Annotated in this window: 5 protein-coding genes; 3 read left to right on the top strand and 2 right to left on the bottom strand. The window is 73.2% G+C overall.

Translation table 11 applies throughout. The features are described from left to right. The first annotated feature begins 89 nt into the window (after positions 1-89). Both OG943_RS26780 and OG943_RS26775 read left to right on the top strand, forming a co-directional pair. Complete coding sequence (locus OG943_RS26780) at positions 90-16,055, top strand: type I polyketide synthase (protein ID WP_328603680.1); 15,966 nt, start codon at positions 90-92, stop codon at positions 16,053-16,055. Beyond that, on the top strand, positions 16,052-21,418 hold the full coding sequence (locus tag OG943_RS26775; RefSeq protein WP_328603679.1) for a type I polyketide synthase: 5,367 nt from the start codon (positions 16,052-16,054) through the stop codon (positions 21,416-21,418). The genes OG943_RS26780 and OG943_RS26775 overlap by 4 nt, the downstream gene beginning before the upstream one ends. Positions 21,419-21,515: 97 nt before the next feature. Here OG943_RS26775 and OG943_RS26770 read toward each other — a convergent pair whose 3' ends face one another. Together OG943_RS26770 and OG943_RS26765 are read right to left on the bottom strand one after the other, a co-directional pair. Next, positions 21,516-21,782: a hypothetical protein gene (locus tag OG943_RS26770; protein WP_328603678.1), complete on the bottom strand. Its 267-nt coding sequence runs from the start codon at positions 21,780-21,782 to the stop codon at positions 21,516-21,518. Positions 21,783-21,891: 109 nt separating this feature from the next. Then, the gene (locus tag OG943_RS26765; protein ID WP_328603677.1) at positions 21,892-22,707 is read right to left on the bottom strand and encodes a thioesterase II family protein; all 816 of its coding nucleotides are present in this window, start codon (positions 22,705-22,707) and stop codon (positions 21,892-21,894) included. A 172-nt stretch (positions 22,708-22,879) separates the two neighbouring features. Between OG943_RS26765 and OG943_RS26760 the strand changes: the two genes are divergently transcribed. Then, positions 22,880-25,519, top strand: a complete 2,640-nt coding sequence (locus OG943_RS26760; protein ID WP_328603676.1) for a helix-turn-helix transcriptional regulator — start codon at positions 22,880-22,882, stop codon at positions 25,517-25,519. Positions 25,520-25,546: the final 27 nt, after the last annotated feature.

Raw genomic sequence — 25,546 nt, 5'->3', positions numbered from 1 at the left:
TTTTTCTGGGGATCCGGCCGCGTGCTGGGCCGACTTACGATCCAACCGAAGACCATGAATGCTGCCTTGCTACCGCGGTGGAGTGCGTAATGCCTGAGAGTGAGAAGAATCGGGAATCCGGCTTCGCGGAGCGACTGGCGAAATTGCCGCCGGGCGACCGCGCGGGCTTCCTGGCCGACGTCGTGCACGACGCCACCCGAGCCGCGCTGAGGGCGGTGCGGCCGGACGTGCCGGCGGCGCTGGACCCGGAGAAGGCGTTCTCGGACCACGGGTTCGACTCGCTCGCGGCGGTCGAGCTGCACACGCAGCTGACCGCCGCCACGGGCCTGGAGCTGCCGGTCACGCTGGCCTTCGACCAGCCGACGCCGTCCGCCGTCGCGCGTCACCTGCACGCTTTGGTGTTCGGTGCGGAGACCGTCGACAGTGGACCGGCAGTGCTGTCCGGCGCGGTGGACGAGCCGGTGGCCATCGTCGGCATCGGCTGCCGGTACCCCGGCGGCGCGGCTTCGCCCGAGCAGCTGTGGCAGCTCGTCGCCGACGAGGCGCACACCATCTCCGGCTTCCCGACCGACCGCGGCTGGGACCTGGACAGCCTGTACGACCCCGATCCGGACCGCCCGGGCAGCAGTTACGTGACCTCCGGCGGCTTCCTGCCCGACGCCGGCGAGTTCGACGCGGGCTTCTTCGGCATCGCCCCGCGTGAAGCGTCCGCAATGGACCCGCAGCAGCGGCTCGTGCTGGAAACGGCCTGGGAAGCGCTGGAGCGCGCCAAGATCGACCCGGGCACGCTGCGCGGCACGCCCGCCGGCGTCTTCATCGGCGCGGAGGCCCAGGAGTACGGCCCGCGCCTGCACGAGGCCCCGGACGGCCTCGACGGTTACCTGCTCACCGGCAACGCGCCCAGCGTCGTCTCCGGTCGCGTCGCGTACGCGCTCGGCCTCGAAGGCCCGACACTGACCGTCGACACGGCCTGCTCGGGTTCGCTGGTCGCGCTGCACCTCGCGGTCCAGGCACTGCGCCGCGGCGAAACGCAGCTGGCTCTCGCCGGCGGCGTCGCCGTGATGGGCGGCCCTGGCACGTTCACCGCCTTCAGCCGCCAGCGCGGCCTCGCCGAGGACGGGCGTTGCAAGGCCTTCGCCGAGGCCGCCGACGGAACCGGTTTCGCCGAGGGCGTCGGTGTCCTGGTGCTGGAGCGGCTTTCCGACGCCGTCGCGAACGGGCACACCGTGCTCGCGATCGTGCGCGGCTCGGCCATCAACTCCGACGGCGCCTCGAACGGCCTCACTGCGCCGAACGGCCCTTCTCAGCAGCGCGTGATCAACCGCGCTCTCGCTGACGCGCGCCTGGAATCGTCCGAAGTGGACGCTGTCGAGGCGCACGGCACCGGCACCCGTCTCGGTGACCCGATCGAGGCGCAGGCGCTGCTCGCCACCTACGGGCAGAACCGCGAGACCCCGCTGCTGCTGGGCTCGATCAAGTCGAACATCGGCCACACCCAGGCCGCGGCCGGGGTCGCGGGCGTGATCAAGATGGTCGAGGCGATGCGCCGCGGCGTGCTGCCGAAGACCCTGCACGTGGACGCGCCGTCGTCCAATGTGGACTGGACCATGGGCTCGGTCGAGCTGCTCACCGAGGCCCGCGAGTGGCCGGAAGCCGAGCGTCCGCGCCGGGCCGGGGTCTCGTCGTTCGGCGTGAGCGGGACCAACGCGCACATCATCATCGAGCAGGCTCCGGACGCCGTCGAGGAAGAGATCGCCGATCAGTCGCTGCCCGCCGTGCCGCTCGTCGTCTCGGGACGCAGCGAAGAGGCCCTTCGCGCGCAGGCCGGGAAGCTCGCGGAGGCCCTCGAGCCGGGTACGAACCTGGCCGACGTCGGCTTCTCGCTCGCCACCACGCGCGCCGCGCACGACCACCGTGCCGTGGTGGTCGCCGAGAACACCGACGACGCCGTGCGCGGCCTGCTCGCGCTCGCCGCCGGTGAGCCGGACGCCGGGGTGGCCACCGGTTCCCGCACGCCCGGCAAGCTCGCGATGCTGTTCACCGGCCAGGGTTCGCAGCGGCTCGCGATGGGCCGTGAGCTGTACCTGGCCTACCCCGTCTTCGCCGAGGTTTTCGACGAGGCCATCGACCAGCTCGACGTGCAGATGGACCGCCCGCTGCGCGACGTGCTGTTCGGCGACGACCTCGAAGAGCTGAACGGCACCCAGTACACGCAGTGCGCGCTGTTCGCGGTCGAGGTCGCGATGGCGCGGCTGATCGAGTCGTGGGGCGTCAAGCCGGACCTGCTGCTCGGCCACTCGATCGGTGAGCTGGCCGCCGCGCACATCGCCGGCGTCTGGTCGCTTGCGGACGCCTGCCTGGTCGTCGCCGCCCGCGGGCGCCTGATGCAGGCCCTTCCCGAGGGTGGCGCGATGGTCGCGATCGCCGCGACCGAGGACGAGGTCCAGCTGCTGCTGAACGAGCGCGTGAGCATCGCCGCGGTGAACGGGCCGTCGTCCGTGGTCATCTCCGGCGAGCGCGACGCGGTGGCCGACGTCGTGTCGGTGTTCCAGCTGCAGGGCCGCAAGACGAGCGAGCTGCGCGTCTCGCACGCGTTCCACTCGCCGCTGATGGAGCCGATGCTGGCCGAGTTCCGGGAGATCCTGCAGGTCGTCGACTACGCGCCGCCGTCGATCGCGGTGGTCTCGAACGTGACCGGCCGGATCGCCACGGCCGAGGAGCTGTGCTCGCCGGGGTACTGGCTGTGGCACGTCCGCCGTCCGGTCCGGTTCGCCGACGGGCTCGCGACGCTGGCCGAGGCCGGCGTGACCACGGCGATCGAGGCCGGTCCGGACGCCGTGTTGTCCGCGATGGCCGCCACCGGCCCGTACGCCGAGCAGATCGGCTTCATCCCCGCGCAGCGCCGTGACCACGCGGAGGTGGCAACGCTGGCCGCCGCGCTCGGACGCCTGCACACGCGCGGCGTGGCGGTCGACTGGACCGCGGTCTTCGGCCCGGCCCGCCGGGTCGACCTGCCGACGTATGCCTTCCAGCGCAAGCACTTCTGGCTCATCTCGCCGTCCGGTCACGGCGACGCGGCCGACCTCGGCCAGCTCGCCTCCGGGCACCCGCTGCTGGCCGCCGAGATCGGCCTCGCCGACCACGACGGGCTCGTGCTCACCGGCCGCGTCGGCCTGCGTTCGCACCCGTGGCTGGCCGACCACACCATCGCCGGCACCGTGGTGCTGCCCGGCACCGCGTTTGTCGAGATGGCGCTGCACGCCGCCGAGCAGGCCGGCTGCGACGTCGTCGACGAGCTGACCCTCCAGGCGCCGCTGACCCTGCCCGAGGGTGGCGCGGTCGCGGTGCAGGCCGTGGTCGGCCCGGACGCCGACGGCCGTCGCAGCATCGAGTTCTACTCGCGTCCCGAGCAGGACGCGGACGCCGCGTGGACCCGGCACGCCGTGGGTGTGCTGGCCGAGGCGGACGCCGTCACGCCGGAGCCGCTGACCGAATGGCCGCCGCGTGGCGCCGAGGTTGTCGCCACCGCCGAGCTGTACGGCGAGCTGGCCGAGCAGGGTTACGGTTACGGCCCGCTGTTCCAGGGCCTGCGCACAGCGTGGAAGCGCGACGACGTCGTGTACGCCGAGGTTGCCCTGCCCGCCGCGGGCCGGGACGCGAAGTTCGGCGTTCACCCCGCGCTGCTCGACGCCGTCCTGCACGCCACCGACTTCGCCCCGGGCGAGGCGCGCGAGGCCGACGAGATCCGCCTGCCGTTCGCGTGGACCGGGGTGCGGCTGCACGCCTCCGGCGCCACCGAGGTGCGGGTGCGGATCACCTCGCCCGCGACCGGCGGTGTCACGCTCGAAGTGACCGACGCGGCCGGCTCGCCGGTGCTGTCGGTCGAGTCGTTCCGCTCCCGTCCGGTCCGCGGCGCCGACCTCGGCACGCGGGCGCGGGACCTGCTCTACACCGTCGAGTGGACGCCGGTCGCGGCTTCCGGCGAGCTGCCTTCGCTGGCCGCGCTGGGCTCCGTCGCCGGTCTGGACGTGCCGGTGGTCGACTCGCTCGTCTCGCTGGTGGACGTGCCGGACGCCGTGCTGCTGCCGGTTTCGGTGCGGGGCAAGAACATCCCGGCCGCGGCGAAGCAGACCGCGCACCGTGTGCTCGCCGTGCTGAAGCAGTGGCTCGAAGGTGAGCGTTACGCCGGGTCCCGGCTGGTCGTCGTCACCCGTGGCACGCTCACGGACGCCGCCGTCCGCGGGCTCGTGCGTTCGGCGCAGGCCGAGCACCCGGGCCGCGTGGTGCTGGTCGAGGGCGAGTTGTCGCCGGGCACGCTGGCCACCGCGCTCGCGTCGGGCGAGCCCGAGCTGCGGGTGGACGGTGACTCCGTCCAGTCCGCACGCCTGGTCCGGCTTACGGCCGAGCCCGAGGGCACGACCTGGAGCGCGGACGGCACCGTGCTGATCACCGGCGGTACCGGTGGCCTCGGCGCGCAGGTCGCGCGGCACCTGGTCACCACGCACGGCGTTCGCTCGCTGCTGCTGCTCAGCCGCCGTGGCGCCGACGCGCCGGGCGCGGCCGAGCTGGTCGACGAGCTGACCGAGCTGGGCGCCGCGGTGGAGGTCGCCGCCGCCGACGTCACCAAGAAGCGCTCGCTGACGGCGGCGCTGAAGAAGGTCCCGGCCGACCGGCCGCTGTCCGCGGTCGTGCACACCGCCGGGATCCTCGACAACGCCATGATCGGCACGCTCACCGAAGCGCAGCTGGACGCCGTCGTGGCGCCGAAGCTCGACGCGGCCTGGGCGCTGCACGAGCTGACCGCGGAGCTGGACCTGACCGCGTTTGTCCTGTTCTCCTCCTCGGCCGGCTTGGTCGACGGCGCGGGCCAGGCGAACTACGCGGCGGGCAACACCTTCCTCGACGCGCTCGCCACGCACCGCCGGGAAATCGGCCTGCCCGCCACGTCGCTCGCCTGGGGCCTCTGGTCACCGGATGCGGGCGCGGCGCTGGGCATGGGCGCCACACTGTCCGAAGTGGACCTGAACCGGATCGCGCGGCTGGGCCTGGCCCCGCTGACGGTCTCGGAGAGCCTGGCCGCGCTCGACGCGGCGCTGGCCACCGGCGCGCCGGCCGTGGTGCCGACCCGCGTCGACCGGGCCGCGCTGCGGGCCCGGGGCGAGGACGTCCCGGCGCTGCTGCGGGGCCTGGCTCCCGCCGGCCGCCGCCGGATCGCCGCCGCCGTCCCGGCCGGGGAACTGACGCCGGAGCAGCAGTTCGCCGAGCGGTTCGCGCACCTCACCGAGGCCGACCGCGACCGCGCGATCCTGGACCTGGTGCGCACGCACGTGGCGGCCGTGCTCGGGCACGACAGCGCCGAAGCGATCAGCCCGGCCCGCCCGTTCGGCGAGATCGGTTTCGACTCCCTCGCCGCGGTCGAGCTGCGCAACGTGCTCGACTCCGTCACCGGCCTGCGGCTGCCCGCCACGCTGGTGTTCGACTACCCGACGCCGCGCGCGCTGGCCGAGTACATCGTCACGCGGCTGGTCGGCTTGGCCCCGGCGAAGCCGATCGCGCCGGTCACCACCGCGGACCCGGAAGAGCCGATCGCCATCGTCGGCATCGCCTGCCGTTACCCCGGCCGGGTCGGCTCGCCGGAGGACCTGTGGCGGATGGTGGCCGACGGCGAGGAGGCGCTCACGCCGTTCCCGGCCGACCGCGGCTGGAACGTCGACGCGCTGTACGACCCCGAGCCCGGCAAGCCCGGCCGCAGCTACGTCAAGCACGGCGCCTTCCTGCACGACGCGGCCGAGTTCGACGCCGACTTCTTCGAGATCAGCCCGCGTGAGGCGCAGGCCATGGACCCACAGCAGCGGTTGCTGCTCGAGGTTTCGTGGGAGGCGTTCGAGCGGGCCGGCATCGACCCGGTTTCGCTGCGCGGCAGTGCCACCGGCGTGTTCGCCGGCGTGATGTACCACGACTGGGGGACCCGGCTCGGCACCGTCTCCGACGACATCGCCGGTTACCTCGGCAACGGCAGCCTCGCCAGCGTCGTCTCCGGCCGCGTGTCCTACGCGCTGGGGCTGGAGGGCCCGACTGTCACGGTCGACACCGCGTGCTCCTCGTCGCTGGTCGCCCTGCACTGGGCGGTCCAGGCCCTGCGCCGCGGCGAGTGCACGCTCGCGCTGGCCGGTGGCGTCACGGTGATGTCCACTCCGGACACTTTCGTCGACTTCAGCCGTCAGCGCGGGCTTTCCGCCGACGGCCGCTGCCGCTCGTTCGCCGACGCGGCCGACGGCACCGGCTGGGGTGAGGGCGCGGGCATGCTGCTCGTCGAGCGCCTCTCCGACGCCCGCCGCAACGGGCACCCGGTGCTCGCGCTGCTGCGTGGCTCCGCGGTGAACCACGACGGCGCGTCCAACGGCCTGACCGCCCCGAACGGCCCCTCGCAGCAGCGCGTGATCGCCAAGGCGCTGGCCGACGCCGGGCTCGAAGCGTCCGAAGTGGACGCAGTCGAAGGCCACGGCACCGCCACCACACTGGGCGACCCGATCGAGGCGCAGGCCCTGCTGGCCACCTACGGCCAGGACCGGGCCGACGAGCAGCCGCTGTGGCTGGGCTCGATCAAGTCCAACATCGGGCACACGCAGGCCGCCGCCGGCGTCGCCGGGATCATCAAGATGGTCATGGCGATGCAGCACGCGCAGCTGCCGCGCACGCTGCACGTGGACCGTCCGTCCACTGTGGTCGACTGGGAGTCCGGCGCCGTCCGGCTGCTCACCGAGGCACAGGAATGGTCGGACGGCGGGCACCCGCGCCGCGCCGCCGTCTCGTCGTTCGGCATCAGCGGCACCAACGCCCACGTGATCCTGGAGCAGGCCCCGGCCGACGCGGTGGTTGAACAGCCCGCCGAGCCGCAGGCCGGCGCCGTCGTCCCGGTCGCGCTGTCCGGCCGGACCGCCGCCGCGGTGCGCGGCCAGGCCGCCAAGCTGCGTGCTTTTGTCGCCGATCACGAGCAGCTGGACGTCGCCGAGCTGGCGCGTTCGCTGGCCTCGACCCGCGCGGCGCTGGAGCACCGCGCGGTGATCGTGGCCGGAACCCCGGCCGAACTGGCCGACGGGCTGGACGCGCTCGCCACCGGTGAGCCGGCCGGCGACGTGGTCACCGGCAGCACCACCGACGGCAAGATCGCCTTCCTGTTCTCCGGCCAGGGCGCACAACGCGTGGGTATGGGTCAGGAGCTGTACGCGGCGTACCCGGTGTTCGCGGAGGCGTTCGACGCCGTCTGCGCCGCCATCGACCCGCTGCTGGACGTGCCGCTGCGCGACGTCGTCTTCGGCACCACGGCGCTGGCCAACCGCGGGCTGCTGGACCAGACGCAGTACACGCAGACCGGCCTGTTCGCCATCGAGGTCGCGTTGTTCCGGCTGGTCGAGTCGTGGGGCATCGTGCCCGACGCGCTGGCCGGGCATTCGATCGGCGAGCTGGCCGCGGCGCACGTCGCCGGGGTCCTCTCGCTGGCCGACGCCGCCACGCTGGTCGCCGCTCGCGGCCGGCTGATGGGTTCGCTGAGCGAGCCGCCGGGCGCGATGGTCTCGCTCGCCACCTCCGAGGAGACGGCGCGGGCGCTGCTGGCCGGGCACGAGGACGAGGCGAGTGTCGCCGCGGTCAACGGTCCCGCGTCCGTGGTCGTCTCCGGGGTCGACGAGGTGGTGTCCGGCATCGAGCGTGAGGCTTCGGCCGCCGGCATCCAGACGCGCCGGCTCCGCGTCTCGCACGCGTTCCACTCGCCGCTGATGGCCCCGATGCTGGCGGAGTTCCGCACCGTGGCCGAGGGCCTTTCCTTTGCCGCGCCCCGGATTCCGATCGTCTCGACGGTCACCGGCCGGCTCGCGGCCGAAGACGAATTGCGTTCACCGGAGTACTGGGTCACCCACGTCCGCGAGGCCGTGCGCTTCGGCGACGCGGTGGCGGCCATCGAGGCCGCCGGGGCGCGGACGTTCCTGGAGCTGGGGCCGGACAGCGTGCTGTCCGTGCTCGGCCCGCAGAGCGTGCCGGACCCCGACGCGGTGGCGTTCGTGGCGCTCGGCCGCCGGGACACCGACGAGGTCCGGACGGTGCTCGCCGCCGCCGGCCGCCTGCACGTCCGCGGCGCCGCGGCGCTCGGCAAGCTGCTCGGTGACGGCCCGGTCCGGCTCGACCTGCCGACCTACGCCTTCCAGCGCAAGCGTTACTGGCTGGACGCCACGCCGTCCGGCGACGTGACGTCGGTGGGCCAGCAGCCGCTGGCGCACCCGATGCTGGGCGCGGTCGTGCCGCTGTCCGGTTCGGACACCACGGTGCTCACCGGCCGGCTCTCGGCCGAGTCCGTGCCGTGGCTGGCCGACCACGTGGTGAAGGGCGCGATCCTGGTGCCCGGCACCGGGTTCGTCGAGCTGGCCATCGCGGCCGGCGACCAGGTCGGGCACCCGACGGTGGAGGAGCTGACGCTGCAGGCGCCGCTCGTGCTGCCGCCGGGCGAGGCGGTCGCGCTGCAGGTGGTGGTCGGCCCCGCAGCCGAGGACCGCCGTCCGATCACGGTCTTCTCCCGTCCCGCGGGCGCGGCTGACGGCGAGTGGACCCAGCACGCCCTCGGCACGCTTTCCGCGGCGCCGCGGCCCGAGCCCGCCGGGCTCACGGAGTGGCCGCCGGCCGGCGCGAACGTCATCCCGGTCGAAGGCGCTTACGAGCGGCTGAACGACCGCGGTTACGGCTACGGCCCGTCGTTCCAGGGCCTCAAGGCCGCCTGGAACCGGGGCAACGAGGTGTTCGCCGAGGTCGCGCTGCCGGAGCCGGCGGCGTCCACGGCGGGCGCGTACGGCCTGCACCCGGCCCTGCTCGACATCGCCATGCACGCCGACCTGCTCGGCGACCCGGACGGCTCGACGCTGCTGCCGTTCGTGTGGAACGAGGTCACGCTGCACGCCGTCGGCGCCTCGGTGCTGCGGGTGCGGATCGTCCGGCTGGACGGCGACGAGGTGTCGGCCATCGAGGTGGCCGACAGCGAGGGCCGCCCGGTCGCGACCATCGGCTCGCTGGTCTCGCGCCCGGTGCACAAGGAACTGTCCGCACCGGCCGCCGACTCGACGGACGGCTCGCTGCTGAAGATCGCCTGGCAGCCGGTTTCCGTGCCTTCGGTCGAGGCGGGCGACGTCGTCGCGGTCGGCCGCGGCCGGGTCGGGGTGGCGGCCACGTACGCCGGTTTCGCCGACCTCATCGGGGCGGTCGACCGCGGTGAGCCGGTGCCGGACGTGGTGACGCTGACCGTGCCCGCACTGGATGCCGACGTCCCGGAGACGGCCCGCGCCAACACCGCGTGGCTGCTCGCCGAGATCCAGGCCTGGCTGGCCGAGGGCCGGTTCGCGGGCACCAAGCTGGCCGTGGTCACCCGCGACGCGGTGCCTGCCGGTGAGTCCACTGTGGACGTCACGCAAGGTCTGCTGTGGGGCCTGGCCCGAGGGGCTCAGGCCGAGCACCCGGGCCGGGTCTTCCTGGTCGACGCCGATGCGGACACCTCCGTGGAGACCATCGCCGCGGTGATCGCGTCCGGCGAACCGGAGTCCGCCGTTCGCGCGGGCTCGGTGCTGGTGCCGCGGTATGCCCGGACCGAGTCCGAAGGCGAGTCGCCGTGGCGGGCGGACGGCACGGTGCTCATCACCGGCGGCACCGGTGGGCTGGGCAGCCTGCTGGCCCGTTACCTGGTGGCCGAGCACGGCGTCACGAACCTGCTGCTGACCAGCCGTCGTGGGCTCGAGGCGCCCGGCGCGGCCCAGCTGGTGGAGGAGCTTTCCGACCTCGGCGCAAAGGTGACTGTCGCGGCTTGCGACGTCGCCGACCGCGCTGCGGCGGAGGCGCTGATCGCGGGTGTGCCCGCCGACGCGCCGCTCACCGCGGTGGTGCACGCGGCCGGCACCGCGGACAGCGGGGTCTTCGATTCGCTGACCGCCGCGCAGGCGGACGCGGTGCTGCGGCCCAAGGTGGACGCGGCCTGGCACCTGCACGAGCTGACCGCCGGGCTGTCGGCGTTTGTCCTGTTCTCCTCCGCCGGCGGCCAGGTGCTGCCCGCGGGCCAGGCGAACTACGCGGCCGCGAACGCGTTCCTCGACGGCCTCGCCGAGCACCGCCGGGCCCACGGCCTGCCGGCGACGGCGCTGGCCTGGGGCCTGTGGGCGGAGAACACCGGGCTCGGCGGCGACCTGGCCGAGGCGGACCTGGCGCGGATGGCACGCCTGGGCCTGCCCGCGGTCACCGCGGAGCAGGGGCTCGCGCTGTTCGACGCGGCCGTGTCCGCCGAGGACGCCGTGATCGCCCCGCTGCGCGTGGACGTCCCGGCGCTGCGGGCCCGCACCGACGAACTGCCGGCCCTGCTGCGTGGTTTCGTCCCGCCGAAGGCCCGCCGGGTCGCGAAGGCGGCGAAGGCCAGCGACAACGCGTTGGCCGCCGAGCTGGCCGGGCTGGTCGAGAGCGAGCGCGACCGCGTGCTGCTGGACATCGTCCGCACGCAGGTGGCGATCGTGCTCGGCTACGCGGACAAGTCCGAAGTGGACGGAACCCGCGCGTTCAAGGAGCTGGGCTTCGACTCGCTGGCCGCGGTGGAGCTGCGCAACCTGCTCGGCGCCGCCACCGGGCTCTCGCTGCCCGCGACGCTGATCTTCGATCACCCGACCGCCAAGGCCGTGGCCGACTTCGTCAAGGGCAAGCTCCTCGGCGCGGTCGCGAAGGTCCCCGCCACGACCACCCGGACCAACGCGTCCATGCAGGAGCCGATCGCGATCGTCGGCATGGCCTGCCGTTACCCCGGTGGCGTCCGGTCGCCGGAGGACCTGTGGCAGCTGCTCGTGGACGAGGTCGACGCGACCAGCGGCTTCCCGACCAACCGCGGCTGGGACACCGAGGGCATCTACGACCCCGAGCGCGGCAAGCGCGGGAAGACCTACGCCAACCGGGGCGGCTTCCTGCACGACGCGGCCGAGTTCGACCCGGCGTTCTTCGGCATCGGCCCGCGTGAGGCGCTGGCCATGGACCCGCAGCAGCGGCTCCTGCTGGCGACGGCGTGGGAGGCCATCGAGCGGGCGGGCATCGACCCGACCGTGCTGCGCGGCAGCCTGACCGGCGTCTTCGCCGGCGCCATGTACGACGACTACGGCAGCCGCGTCCCCGGCGCGCCCGCCGACGTCGCCGCCTACATCCCCAACGGCAGCTCGGGCGCGGTCGTCTCCGGCCGCATCTCCTACCTGCTCGGGCTGGAAGGCCCGTGCATGACGGTCGACACGGCGTGCTCGTCCTCGCTGGTCACGCTGCACCTCGCGGTGCAGGCGCTGCGGGCGGGGGAGTGCGGGCTGGCACTGGCCGGCGGGGTCACGGTGCTCTCGCAGTCGGACCTGTTCGTGGACTCCAGCCGTCAGGGCGTGCTCTCACCCGACGGCCGGTCGAAGTCCTTCTCGGCCGCCTCCGACGGTGTGGGCTGGGCCGAGGGCGCGGGCCTGCTTCTGCTGGAGCGGCTCTCGGACGCGCAGCGCAACGGGCACGAGGTGCTCGCGGTGATCCGCTCCGGCGCGGTCAACCAGGACGGCGCGTCCAACGGGCTGACCGCGCCGAACGGTCCTTCGCAGGAGCGCGTGATCCACGCGGCGCTCGCCGCGAGCGGCCTCCTGCCGTCCGACGTGGATGCCGTCGAGGCGCACGGCACCGGCACCAAGCTGGGCGACCCGATCGAAGCGCAGGCGCTGCTGGCCACCTATGGCCAGGACCGCCCCGACGGACAGCCGCTGTACCTGGGCTCGGTCAAGTCCAACATCGGCCACGCGCAGGCCGCCGGTGGTGTGGCCGCCGTGATGAAGGTGGTGCAGTCGTTGCGGCACAACATGTTGCCGAAGACGATGCACGTCGACGCGCCGTCGCCGGTCGTCGACTGGACGACCGGTGACATCGAGCTGCTGACCGAGGCCCGGCCGTGGCTGCCGAACGGCAGGCCGCGCCGGGCGGGCGTCTCGTCCTTCGGTATCAGCGGGACCAACGCGCACCTCATCGTCGAAGAGGCGCCGCCGTCCACTGTGGAGGAACCGCGCCGGACCGCGCCGCAGCTTCCGGTGGTCCCGCTGCCGATCGCCGGCTCGGCGGACACCGCGCTCGCCGACCAGGCAGGCCGGCTGGCCGGGTACCTGCGGGCCAACCCGGAGCTGGACCTGACCGACGTCGGGTACTCGCTCGCCACCGGCCGTGCGGCGCTTGACTACCGCTCGGTGGTGCTGGCGGCCGACCGCGAAGCCGCTCTCAAGGCGCTCGACGGCCTGGCCCTGGGGCAGACCCCGGCGAGCACCGTGACCGGCACGGTCAGCGCGGCCGACCTGACCGCGTTCCTCTTCACCGGCCAGGGCGCGCAGCAGCCGGGCATGGGCCGCGGGCTGTACGAGGTTTTCCCGGCCTTCGCCGGCGCGTTCGACGAGGCGTGTGGCCTCTTCGACGCTGAGCTCGAGGTCTCACTGAAGCAGGTGGTCTGGGCCGAGAAGGACTCGGCGGACGGGCAACTGCTGAACCAGACCGCGTACACGCAGTGCGCGCTCTTCGCGATCGAGGTGGCGCTGTACCGGCTGATCGAGTCGTGGGGCGTCACGCCGGACTACGTGGCCGGGCACTCGATCGGCGAGCTGGCCGCGGCGCACGTTGCCGGGGTGTTCTCGCTGGCCGACGCCTGCTCGCTGGTCGCCGCCCGTGGCCGTCTCATGCAGGCTCTGCCGGCTGGCGGAGCGATGGCCGCGATTGCTGCCACCGAAGAAGAGGTTCGTGAGTCGCTGCCGTCCGATGTGGACGTCGCGGCGGTCAACGGCCCGCGTTCGGTGGTCATCTCCGGCCCGGAGGCCGCGGTCCAAGCCGCGATGGCGGTCTTCTCCGAGGCCGGACGGCGGACGAAGCAGCTGGTCGTCTCCCACGCCTTCCACTCGACGCTGATGGAGCCGATGCTGGCCGAGTTCCGCGAGGTGGCCGCCCGGCTGTCCTACTCGGCCCCGGCGGTCCCGGTCGTCTCGAACGTGACCGGCCGGATCGCCACGGCGGAACAGCTGTGCTCGCCCGAATACTGGGTGGGCCACGTGCGGGAGGCCGTCCGGTTCGCCGACGGCGTCGCCACGCTGCTGACCGCCGGCGTCACCCGGTTCGTGGAGCTGGGCCCGGACGCGGTGCTCACGGGCATGGCCCGCGAGTGCGACACGGCGGGTGCCGCCCGGCCGGACCGCGTTGTCGGCGTTCCGGCGCTGCGCCGGGGCCGCGCCGAGGTGCCGACCCTGTTCGCCGCGCTCGCCACGCTGTACTCACGGGGCGCGAAGATCGACTGGCGGGCCGTCTACACGGGCCGCGGTGCGTCCACTGTGGATCTGCCGACCTATGCGTTCCAGAACAAGTCCTACTGGCTCGACGCCACCAAGCAGACCGGTGACGTGACCTCGCTCGGCGCGAAGTCCGCCGCGCACCCGCTGCTGGGCGCGCTGGTGGAGCTGCCCGACGGCGGCGCGGTGCTGACCGGCCGGCTGTCGGTGGACACCCAGGGCTGGCTGGCCGACCACGTGATCATGGGCCGGACCATGCTGCCCGGCGCGGCGTTCGTCGAGCTGGCCCTGCACGCCGGCGACCAGGTCGGCTGCGACGTGCTGGACGAGCTGACCCAGCAGGCTCCGTTGCTGCTGCCGGAAAAGGGCGGGGTCGACCTCCGAGTGGTGGTCGGCGCGCCCGGTGCCGGTGGCATCCGGGAGCTGTCGGTGCACTCGCGCACCGAAGAGTCCGGCGCGGTTTGGACGCAGCACGCGGCCGGCACGCTGGCCACGGGGGCGCGGCCCGACGAGTTCGACCTGACGGAGTGGCCGCCGTCCGGCGCCGAGGCCGTGGACCTGACCGGGCTGTACGACGACCTGGCCGGGCTGGGCTTCGGCTACGGGCCGACGTTCCGCAACCTGAAGGCCGTCTGGCTGCGCGAAGGCGCTCGGGGGACTGAGGTCTTCGCCGAGGTCGCGCTGCCGGAGGGCACCGCCGCGGGCGAGTTCGGCCTGCACCCGGGGCTGCTCGACTCGGCGCTGGGCGCGACGGACTACCTGATCCCGGGTGGCCCGAAGGCGCTGACCGAGACCACCATCCCGTTCGCGTGGAACCGGGTCTCACTGCAGGCCTCCGGTGCGACAGCGCTGCGGGTGCTGGTGCGCAAGGACGTCACCGGCTCTTCGCTGGCGCTGGCCGACGCGGCCGGCAACCCGGTGGCGTGGATCGAATCGCTGGTGACGCGGCCGGTGTCGGAGGGCCAGCTGGGCGCGAAGGTGCCCGACTCGCTCTACCGGATCGACTGGCAGCCCGCGGGCGTCCGTCCGGCCGGCTCGCTCGACGGCTGGGCTGTGCTGGGTGCCGACGATCTCGGCTTGGGCGTGCCTGTTCTCGACAGTGCCGAGCCGGTTGATGTGCTGGTCCTGCCGGTCACGCCGGGCTCGGGTGACGTGCCCGCGCAGGTCCGCGGCGCCGTGCACCAGACGTTGGCCCAGCTGCAGTCCTGGCTGGCCGACGAACGGTTCGCTGACGGAAAACTGGTCGTACTGACCCAGGCGGCAGTGTCCACTGAGGATGGTCCCGACCTGGCCCAGGCTCCGGTCTGGGGCCTGGTGCGGGCCGCCCAAGCCGAGAACCCGGGCCGGATCCAGCTGGTCGACGTGGACGCGGCGGCCTCGTCGGTGCGGGCGCTGCCCGCGGTGGTGGCGTCCGGCGAGCCGGAGGCGATCGTCCGCGACGGCGAGGTCCGCGTGCCGCGGCTGGCCAAGGTGACCGCGCTCGGCGAACCCGCGGCGTGGGACCCGGACGGCACGGTGCTGATCACCGGCGGCGCCGGCCTGCTCGGCGGGCTGCTGGCCCGGCACCTGGTCGGCCACGGCGCCCGCAACCTCCTGCTGACCAGCCGCAAGGGCCTGGACACGCCGGGGGCGAAGGAGCTGGCCGACGAGCTGACCGAGCGGGGCGCCCAGGTGACGGTCGCGGCCTGCGACGTCACCGACCGCGCGGCGCTGGCCGAGCTGATCGGCTCGATCGGGTCCGAGCTCACCGCGGTGGTGCACGCCGCGGGCCAGATGGACAGCGCCGTGCTCAGCGCGCTCACCCCGGAGCAGGTCGACAATGTCCTGCGCCCCAAGGTGGACGCGGCCTGGCACCTGCACGAGCTGACCGCGGGCCTCGACCTGGCCGGGTTCGTCCTGTACTCCTCGGCGGGCGGCCTGCTGCTCGCCGCCGGGCAGGCGAACTACGCGGCGGGCAACGTCTTCCTCGACGCGCTGGCCGAGTACCGCGCGGCCCGCGGACTGCCGGCGACCTCGCTGGCCTGGGGCCCGTGGCAGGGCACCGACGGCGAGGTGGACCTGGCGCACATCGCCCGGTCCGGCGTCGCGGAGCTGTCCGCGGCCGACGGCCTCGCGCTGTTCGACGCCGCGCTCGCGGCCGGCGAGCCGGTACTGGTGCCGGTGAAGCTCGCCGAACTGCGGGACGTGGACGCGGTGGCCCCGCTGCTGCGCGGCCTGGTCACGGCGGCCCCACGCCGGGTGGCCGCGGCGGCCGGGCCTCAGGCGGCGGCTCCGGTGGCCGGGTTCGCGGACCGGCTGGTCACGCTGTCGCCGGACGAGCGGGAGCAGGCGGCGCTGGAACTGGTGCGCGAGCACGCGGCGGCCGTCCTCGGCTACGACGACGCTTCGGCGGTCGGGGCCGAGAAGGGCTTCACCGACCTGGGCATCGACTCGCTGGCGGCGCTGGAACTGCGCAACCGGCTCGGCGCCGCCAGCGGGCTGCGCCTGCCGGCCACGCTGATCTTCGACTACCCGAGCCCCGTGCCGCTGGCCAAGCACCTGCTCGCCGAACTGCTGCCGGAGATCGGCAGTGCCGTTGAAGAAACGGCGGCCGGCGAAGCGGCTTCTGCGAATGGAACCGACGAGGGTGCGGCCATCGCCGCGATGGACCTGGCCGACCTGGTCCGGTCCGCGATGGGCGGGAACCCGACCGACGAACGAGGTGAGTCCCAGTGACGCAGTCACCCAGCACGCAGCCGTCGACCGAACAGATCGTCGCCGCCCTGCGCCAGTCCATGATGGACAACGAGCAGCTCAAGGCGGACAACCGGAAGCTCGCCGCGGCGACGACCGAGCCGATCGCGATCATCGGCATGGGCTGCCGGTTCCCCGGCGGGGTGACCACGCCCGCGCAGCTGTGGGACCTCGTCGCCGGCGGCACGGACGCGATCGGCGAGTTCCCGGAGGACCGCGGCTGGGACACCGCCGCGCTGTTCGACCCCGCCGGCCCGCCCGGCACGACGTACTCGAAGGAGGGCGGCTTCCTCTACGAGGCCGCCGACTTCGAGCCGGAGTTCTTCGGGATCTCGCCCCGTGAGGCGCTCACGCTCGACCCCCAGCAGCGGGTGCTGCTGGAGACGGCGTGGGAGGCCGTGGAACGCGCCGGGATCGTGCCGTCGACCCTGCGCGGTTCGAAGACCGGTGTGTTCGCCGGCGTGATGTACCACGACTACGGCGCGGGCAGCAGCGACGGCAGCCTGATCTCCGGCCGCGTCTCCTACACCCTCGGGCTGGAAGGCCCGTCGGTGTCGGTGGACACGGCGTGCTCGTCTTCGCTGGTGGCCATGCACTGGGCGGCGCAGGCCCTGCGCCGCGGCGAGTGCTCGCTGGCGCTGGCCGGCGGCGTGACCGTGATGGTGACGCCGGACATGTTCGTCTACTTCAGCGAGCAGCACGGGCTTTCCTCGGACGGGCGCTGCAAGGCGTTCGGCAGCGGCGCCGACGGCGTCGGCTGCTCCGAGGGCGCCGGGATGCTGCTCCTGGAACGGCTCTCCGACGCGCGGGCGAACGGTCACCACGTGCTGGCGGTGCTGCGGGGCAGCGCGGTGAACTCCGACGGCGCGTCGAGCGGCATCACCGTGCCGAACGGGCCCGCGCAGCAGCGCGTGATCCGCGCGGCACTGGCCGACGCCGGGCTGGGACTGTCCGATGTGGACGCCGTCGAGGCGCACGGCACCGGCACTAAGCTGGGCGACCCGATCGAGGCGCAGGCACTGATCTCCACCTACGGCAAGGTGGCCACGCCGGAGCGGCCGCTGCACGTCGGTTCGTTCAAGTCGAACGTCGGCCACACCCAGGCGGCCGCCGGGGTCGGCGGCGTGATCAAGATGGTGGAGGCGCTGCGGCGCGGCGTCCTCCCTCGCACGTTGCACGCGGAAGAGCCGTCGCCGCACGTCGAATGGACGGACACGGTCTCGCTGCTCAGCGAGCAGCGGCCGTGGCCGGAGTCCGGGCGGCCCCGGCGGGCCGGGGTGTCGTCGTTCGGCATCAGCGGGACCAACGCGCACGTGATCGTCGAGCAGGGTGATCCCGGTCCGGCGGCGGCCGGGGATTCGGGCCCGGTGACCTGGCTCCTGTCCGCCAACGACCCGGAAGCCCTGCGGGCCCAGGCGGGTAACCTCGCCGGGTTCGTCGCGGATTCGTCCACAGTGGACATCGGGTTCTCGTTGGCGACCACCCGTACGCTCGCGGAGCACCGCGCCGGCGTCGTGGCCGCCGACCGGGCCGGCGCGGTGCGGGCGCTCGCCGAATTCGCGGCGGGCCGGACGCCCGCGGGGATCGTCGAGGGCACCGCCGATAACACCGCCGCGGCGGGGCGCACGGCGTTCCTGTTCACCGGCCAGGGCGCGCAGCGCGCCGAGATGGGGCTGGAGCTGGCGGCGGCGTACCCGGCGTTCTCCGAGGCCTTCGACCTGGTGGCCGCCGAACTGGACAAACACCTGGACGTCCCCCTGTCGACCGTGCTCGGCTCCGGCGAGACCGGGTACACGCAGCCCGCGTTGTTCGCGGTCGAGGTCGCGGTGTTCCGGCTGCTCGAGTCGTGGGGCGTCCGGCCGGACCACCTGCTGGGGCACTCGATCGGCGAGCTGGCCGCGGCGCACGTCGCCGGCGTGCTCTCGCTCGAGGACGCCTGCACGCTGGTGACGGCCCGGGCGCGGTTGATGCAGGCGTTGCCTGCCGGTGGCGCGATGGTCGCCGTGGCGGCGACCGAAGCGGACGTCCTGCCGCTACTGGCCGACGGGGTGTCGATCGCCGCCGTGAACGGGCCGGCGTCCGTGGTGCTCTCCGGTGACGAGGACGCGGTGCTCGCCGTGGCGTCGAAGTTCGAGCGGACTTCGCGGCTGAAGGTTTCGCACGCGTTCCACTCGGCGCTGATGGAGCCGATGCTGGCGGACTTCGCCGCCATTGCCCGGAAGCTGACCTATCGCGCGCCGGAGATCCCGATCGTCTCCACGGTTTCGCCCGACGCCGACCTGGCCTCGCCGGAGTACTGGGTGAGCCAGGTCCGCGACGCCGTCCGGTTCGCCGACGGGGTCCGCACGCTGCTCGACGCGGGCGTCACGACGTTCGTCGAGGTCGGTCCTTCGGCGGTGCTCACCGCGATGGGCCAGACCTGCCTGGGTGCGGACGACCGGGCGACGTTCGTCCCGGTGCTGCGCAAGGACCGGCCCGAAGCCGAGTCGGCGGCCGCCGCGGTCGCGACGCTCTTCGTCAGCGGTTCCACTGTGGACTTCTCGGCGTTCTACGCCGGTGGCGCGGTGGTCGAGCTGCCGACGTACGCCTTCCAGCGCAAGCGTTACTGGCTGGAGAACCCGACCGGCGCCCGTCTCCGCGGGGTCACTGAGGTCGGGCAGCTCGATGCCGGGCACCCGCTGCTGGGCGCGGTCGTGTCGGCCGCCGACACCGGAGGCGTTGTGCTCACGGGGAAACTCTCGCTGCGCGCACAGCCGTGGCTCGGCGACCACGTCGTGCAGGGGACGGTTTTGCTCCCCGGGACGGCTTTTGTCGAACTGGCCGTGCGGGCCGGCGACGAGGTGAACTGCGCGAGGCTCGACGAGCTGACGCTCGCGGTGCCGCTGATCCTGCCCGAACACGGAGCCGTCCCGGTACAGGTGACGGTGGGCGCGGAGGACGAGTCGGGCGCTCGCTCGCTGGGCATCTACTCGCAGCTCGAGGACGGCGGGGAGTGGACGAAACACGCCAGCGGCAGGCTGTCGCCGTCGGTGGACACGCCCGCGGCCGTCGCAGAGTGGCCCCCGGCCGGGGCCGTCGAGATCGACGTGACCGGTCGTTACGACGAACTCGCCGCCCAGGGCTTCGACTACGGGCCGGTCTTCGCCGGGCTGCGCCGGGTCTGGCGCGAGGGGAACACCATGGCCGCCGAGGTCGAGTTGCCGGAACACACCGACGGTTCGGCGTTCGGGCTGCACCCGGCCCTGCTGGATGCCGCGCTGCACACCATCGGCCTGGCCGGGCTGACGGAGGACAAGCCGGCGTTGCCGTTCGCGTGGAGCGGGGTTTCGCTCTACGCCGGCGGGGCGTCGAGCCTGCGTGTGCTGCTCTCGGCCGATGTCGAGAACACCGTGTCGCTCACCGCCACCGATCCCACCGGGGCACCGGTGCTGACCGTGAAGTCGCTGGCGTTCCGGCCGATCGCCGACGACGCGTTCGCCTCGGCCACCCGGCCGGCTGCCGGCGACTCGCTGTTCCGGGTGGAATGGCTGCCTTACACCGGTGATGCCGCTGCGAGCGTTTCGCGCGTGGTACTCGGCGCGGACTCCTTCGGCCTCGGCGGAGAGTCCTATGTAGACCTTGCTGCGCTGCTCGACGCGGTGCGGGCGGGGGCGAACGTCCCGGACGTGGTGATCGCGACGTTCGCGGCGCCCGAGACGGCGACGCCCGAGGTGGCGCGCGAGGCCACCCACCGGCTGCTGGCTTTGGTGCGGGCCTGGGTCGGCGAGCCGGTGCTGGCCGGTTCGCGACTGGTCGTGGTCACCTCCCGCGCCATCGCGACGCATCCCGAGGACGGCATCGGCGACCTGGCCCACGCCGCGCTGTGGGGCGTCGTCCGGTCGGCCCAGCTGGAATACCCGGACCAGTTCATGGCGGTTGACGTTGACGGCGCTGCCGGCGGCGAGCCGGCGCTGGACATGGTGCTCGGGGCGGGCTACGCCGGTGAGCCCGGAGTCGCCGTCCGCGACGGGGCGGTGCTGGTGCACCGGCTGGCGAAGTTCGTGCCCGAGAGCCGGACGCCGTCGCTGAATCCGGACGGAACCGTGCTGGTCACCGGCGGCACCGGCGCGCTGGGCCGGCTGATCGCGCGGCACCTGGTGACCGAGCACGACGTGCGCCACCTGCTGCTCACCAGCCGTCGTGGCGCCGCGGCGCCGGGAGCGCCGGAACTCAAGGCGGAGCTGGAGGAGCTGGGCGCTTCGGTTTCGCTGGTGGCCTGCGATCTCGCGGATCGGGAGGCGGCGGCCGCGTTGGTGGCCGGCGTGCCGGCCGGGCATCCGCTGACCGCGGTCGTGCACACGGCCGGTGTCCTGGACGACGGGGTGCTGCTCGCGCTGACGCCGCAGCGGTTGGACACGGTGCTGCGGCCGAAGCTGGACGCGGCCTGGCACCTGCACGAGCTGACCGCGGATCTCGACCTGGCCGCGTTCGTGCTGTTCTCCTCGGTCGCCGGGACGCTGGGTTCGGCCGGGCAGGCGAACTACTCGGCGGGGAACGTTTTCCTCGACGCGCTGGCCCATCACCGGGCGGCGCTCGGCTTGCCGGCGGTGTCGCTGGCGTGGGGACTGTGGTCCGGCGGCATGGGGGACGCGCTCGGGGACACCAACCTGGTCCGGATGGCGCGATCCGGCGTCGCCGGGCTGTCGTTCACCGACGGGCTCGAGCTGTTCGACGCGACGTTCGGCACCGAGCAGCCCTCGCTGGTGCCGGTGCGGCTCGACGTGGCCGGGCTGCGGTCCGACGCGGATCACGTGCCGGCGATGTTGCGGGGACTGGTGCGTGGCGGTGCGCGGCGGCGGGCCACGGTCGCCGACGACTCGTGGGCCCGGATCGTGGCCCTGCCCGCCGGTGAGCGGGAGCGGGCGCTGCTCGACCTCGTGTGCGGCACCGCCGCGGTGGTGCTCGGGCACGAGCGTCCGGACGCGATCGACCCCCGGAAGGGGTTCATCGAGCTCGGCTTCGATTCACTGACGGCGATCGAGTTGCGGAACCGGCTGGACGAGGTCTCCGGACGGCGCCTGCCGGCCACCCTGATCTTCGACTATCCCTCCGCCACCGCCGTGGCCGGGTTCCTCGGTGCGGGCCTGGCGGACCAGCCGTCCATTGTGGATTCCCAGCTGGCCTCCCTCGAGACCGCGCTGCGGGACACCGCCCTGGACGAGTCCGCACGGGAGAAACTGGTCATCCGGCTGACCGCCCTGCTGGCCTCGTACTCGGCCCCCGACGAGCCCGCGGACATCGAGAACGCCAGTGCCGAGGACCTCTTCGCCCTCCTGGACGAGGAACTGGACAGCAAACCCGTCTGAGCACGCAAGCCCGCAACAGCTCGTGAGTGTTTATGACGGTTCTAACCGTCATAAACACTCACGAGCTTTTGGTGTCGGACCCGGCGCGGGTACCTGCTCACTCCTCGGTGAGAAGGCCGAGGGAGCACAGGGAGCCGGCCAGGGCGATCATGTCGTAGCGGATGGTCTCGACATCGGTCTCCCACAGCGCGGCGAGGACGGCGCTGGCGCTGTCGACGTCGCCGTTGTGCTGCTTGAGCGCGATCCACATCGCCGCGGCGACCGGTTCGCACTCCACCTGGCGGCTGGTGCTGCTGCAGATCAGCTCGAGATGCCCGTTGGGAAGCATCCGCTGGGTGACTCCGGGAGCGGTCTGAATGGCCATCATGGCTACCTCCGAGGGCGGTGGGTCCGGTCTGTTTCCTTGATGTATCCAGTTTCGCGGACCCGGGCCCCTCACACCATGGGGGCGGCACCTGAGCGCGAGCTGGGGTTTACTCCCCCACTACCCGCCCAGGTTCAGGGGTTGCGGGAGCGAGCGCCTCTTCGCGCCAGTCCCGCAGGCGGGCGGCGACGGTGGTCAGCACGCCGTCGAGCTGGGCGTTCAGGTAGAAGTGGCCGCCTTCCAGCACCTCCACGGCACAGCCGCCGGTGGTGCGGGCCCGCCAGGCACCGGCCTCGGCGAGGTCGACGACGGGATCGTCCGCGCCCAGCAGCACGTGGATCGGGCAGTCCAGCTCGCGCCCGGACTCGTGGCGGTAGGTCTCGACGGCGGTGTAGTCCCCGCGGATGGCGGGCAGCACCATGCGCAGCAGCTCGTCATCGCCGAAGACGGCGCTGTCGGTGCCGCTGATCTCCTTGAGGGCGGCGATCAAACCGTCGTCGTCGAGCTGGTGGACGTACTCGGTCCGCGGCACGGACGGCGCCGGGCACGCGGAGGCGAACAGGCCCAGCGGCCGCGCGCCCCGGGCCTGGAGCCGGAGCGCGACCTCGTATCCGAGCGTCGCGCCCATGCTGTGGCCGAACAGCGCCACCGGCCGGTCGGACCACTGGCCGAGGTCTTCGGTGATGACGTCGGCCATCGCGGCGAGTTCGTCGAAACACCGCTCTCCCCGCCGGTCCTGCCGGCCCGGGTACTGCACGGCGATGACATCGGCGTCCAGCCCGGCCTCGGCGGCCGCCCGCGAGAACGGGAAGTAAGCGGTCGCCGACCCGCCTGCGTGCGGCAGGCACACCAGTCGCACCGCGGCGTCGTCGGCCGCGTGGAATCGCCGGATCCACCGGCTCGATTTCTCGTTCAGGGCAGTCACAGTTCAGGAAGTCTCCGGTCCGTTCACGGGACCGGCAACCCCTAGCACGCAGCGACCGTGTGTAGTCAAGTCGCCCCTTCGGGTGACTTTAGATTGCGGTTGGCTGCACTTAGGGGCGTGCTGCGAATGTCGATAGGGCAGGAAGCGAACCGCCTTCTTCGAGGAGCTTGCGATGGGCGCGATCTGGGGGCAGAACCGCCGAAACGACCCGCAGGAGGCCTTGGTTTTCATCGAGGCCTTGCTGATCGGATGTGAGGCCGGCGCCGGGGAGACCGTACTGGTCGGTGGAGGACCGGCCAGCGGCAAGACGCAGTTGCAGAACCAGGTGGTGGCGAGTGCCAGGGAACTGGGCATCCTCACCCTCACCGCGACCGGTGCCGCCGACGAGCGGGACGTGGCCGGCGGCGTGATCGACCAGCTGCTGGCGAGCCCCGCGCTGCCGAGGACGCTGACCGAGAGCTTCGTGGTCGACGGCACCGACGACTGGATCGCCGGGCTGTGCAGCGCGGTGCACCGGCTGGCCCGAGAGCGCGCGGTCCTCGTGGTCGTCGACGACCTCCACCACGTGGACGAAATCTCCGCCCGGCTCCTCCTTCGCCTGCAGCGCCGGACGCGGTCGGCGGGCCTGCTGCTGGTGCTCAACCACGCCGACTCGTGGTACGGGGGCGGTGGGCAGCCGTTCGCGTCGCAGCCGCACCTGCACGTACAGCTGACGCCGCTTTCCGTGCGGGCCATCGCGGAGCTGGTGGCGGAGGGGGAGCGCGACGGGCTGCCCGAGCAGATCCACGAGCTCAGCGGCGGAAACCCGTTGCTGGTCAACGCATTGGTCGACGCCCACCGCGGCAGCGCGGACACCGGCTCGGCGTACTCCGACGCCGTGCAACGGCTTCTGCATCACTACGGCTCACCGCTGCGCGAGGTGGCGACGGCGATCGCGGTGCTGGACACCGACGTCACCACCGACGCGGTGGCCCTCGTCGCCGGCGTGGATCCGCTCGACGCCGAGACTTCTGCCGGCCGGCTCGCCGACACGGGCCTGATCGCGGGTGTCCGGTTCCGGCAGCCGCCGGCCGCGGCCGCCGTGGTGGGTGGGCTGCGCGGGTCCGAGAAGGTGCGGTTGCACGCGCTGGCCGCCGGCGTGAAGCACTCGCGCGGGTCTCCCTCCGCCGACGTCGCCCGGCATCTCGTGGCCGCGGGTGAGGCGAACGCCGAGTGGGCACTGCCGGTGCTGGTGGCGGCGGCGGAAGAGGTGATGCTCGCGGACGACATCGACTTCGCCACGCGCTGCCTGAAGCTCGCCGCGTCGGTGTCGACGGCGCAGTGGGAGCAGCAGATGATCTCGCAGCTGCTCGCCAAGATCACCTGGCGGGTGAACCCGGCCGCCGCCGCGCCGCACCTGCAGTCGCTGCGCGATGCCGGTGACTCGCTGGACCAGACCGACCGGACCGCGCTCGCCCGGCAGTCACTGTGGTTCGGCGAGCGGGACACGTTCGAGCGTGCGTTCGCGGCGCTCGGAGACGACATCGAGCCGCTCGACCCGCGCACCGCCGCCGAGTTCAGCCTGGCCGGGCACTGGCACTACGGCGTCTCGGCGGCTTCGGCCGAAACGAGCGATCCCTGGCTGCGCACGGCGAACTCACTGGCCGAGGTGTGGCAGACCGGCGGCACCGAAACGACCTCGGCGTGCGCGGAACGGATCCTGCAGAACTGCCGGCTGTCGGACACCTCGCTCGAGGCGCTGGCCACCGCCATCCTCGCGCTGGCCCACGACAACAAGGGCGACCGCGCCGAGGGCTGGTGCACCTCGCTCAGGGAGGAGGCCGAGTACCGCGGCGCGGTGACGTGGAAGGCGATGCTCGACGCGATCGGTGCGAGCCTGGTGCTGCGCCAGGGCGACGTCGCGGGCGCGGCGGAGCGGGCGAAGGAGGCGCTGGCCATGCTGGACGCGCCGAACTGGGGCGTCGCGATCTGCTACCCGCTGGCGACGCTGCTGAGCGCGCACACCGTGGCCGGGGCGTTCAAGGAGGCGGCGGCGGTGCTGCGGCACCCGCTGCCGGAGGCGGCGCTGACGACCCTGGGCGGCGTCCGGTACTTGCGGGCACGCGGTCACTTCCACCTGGCGACCAACCGGGGACTCGCCGCGGTCAGCGACTTCCAGCAGTGCCAGCGGATACTGCGCGACTGGAACCTCGAACTGCCGACGATCGTGCCGTGGCGCACCGATCTCGCGGAGGCCAACCTGCGGCTGGGCAACCCGACGCTGGCCGTCGAGCTGGCCCGGCAGCAGCTCGCGTGCGCCGCACCGACCGACGCCTATTCGCGTGGCTCCGCCCTGCGGGTGCTGGCGCTGGCCGGCGACGCCGCGGCGCGCCCCGGCCTGCTGACCAGGGCGGCCGAGGCCTTCAAGGATTCCGGCGACCGGCTGGAGCTGGCGAAAACCCAGCGCACGCTCAACCAGCTGGGCCAGCGCGCGGAACGCTCCGCGGGCCTGGTGAAGCCGGTCCACGTGCCGCGCCACGACGGCCGGTCGCGGCCGCCCCGGCCGACGGCGGGGCTGCCGGCCGCGTCCCGGCCCGCGCTCGCGCGCCCGGAGCCGGCTTCGGCGTCGGCGTCGTCGGCGCTGAGCGAGGCCGAGCTGCGGGTCGCCGAGCTCGCGGCGGAGGGGCACACGAACCGGCAGATCGCGGAGACGCTGTACATCACGGTGAGCACGGTGGAACAGCACCTGACCCGCGTGTACCGCAAGCTCGGCGTCGCCGGGCGCGCCGCGCTGGCCGCCGAACTGGCCTTCGCCGAAAACCCCCGAAGCTAAAAGCTCGTGAGTGTTTATGACGGTTAG

Origin of the sequence: Amycolatopsis sp. NBC_00345 (assembly GCF_036116635.1) — a bacterium.
Taxonomy (GTDB): domain Bacteria; phylum Actinomycetota; class Actinomycetes; order Mycobacteriales; family Pseudonocardiaceae; genus Amycolatopsis.
The sequence above is the reverse complement of the archived record's forward strand: the minus strand, read 5'-3'. Positions and strand labels throughout refer to the sequence as shown.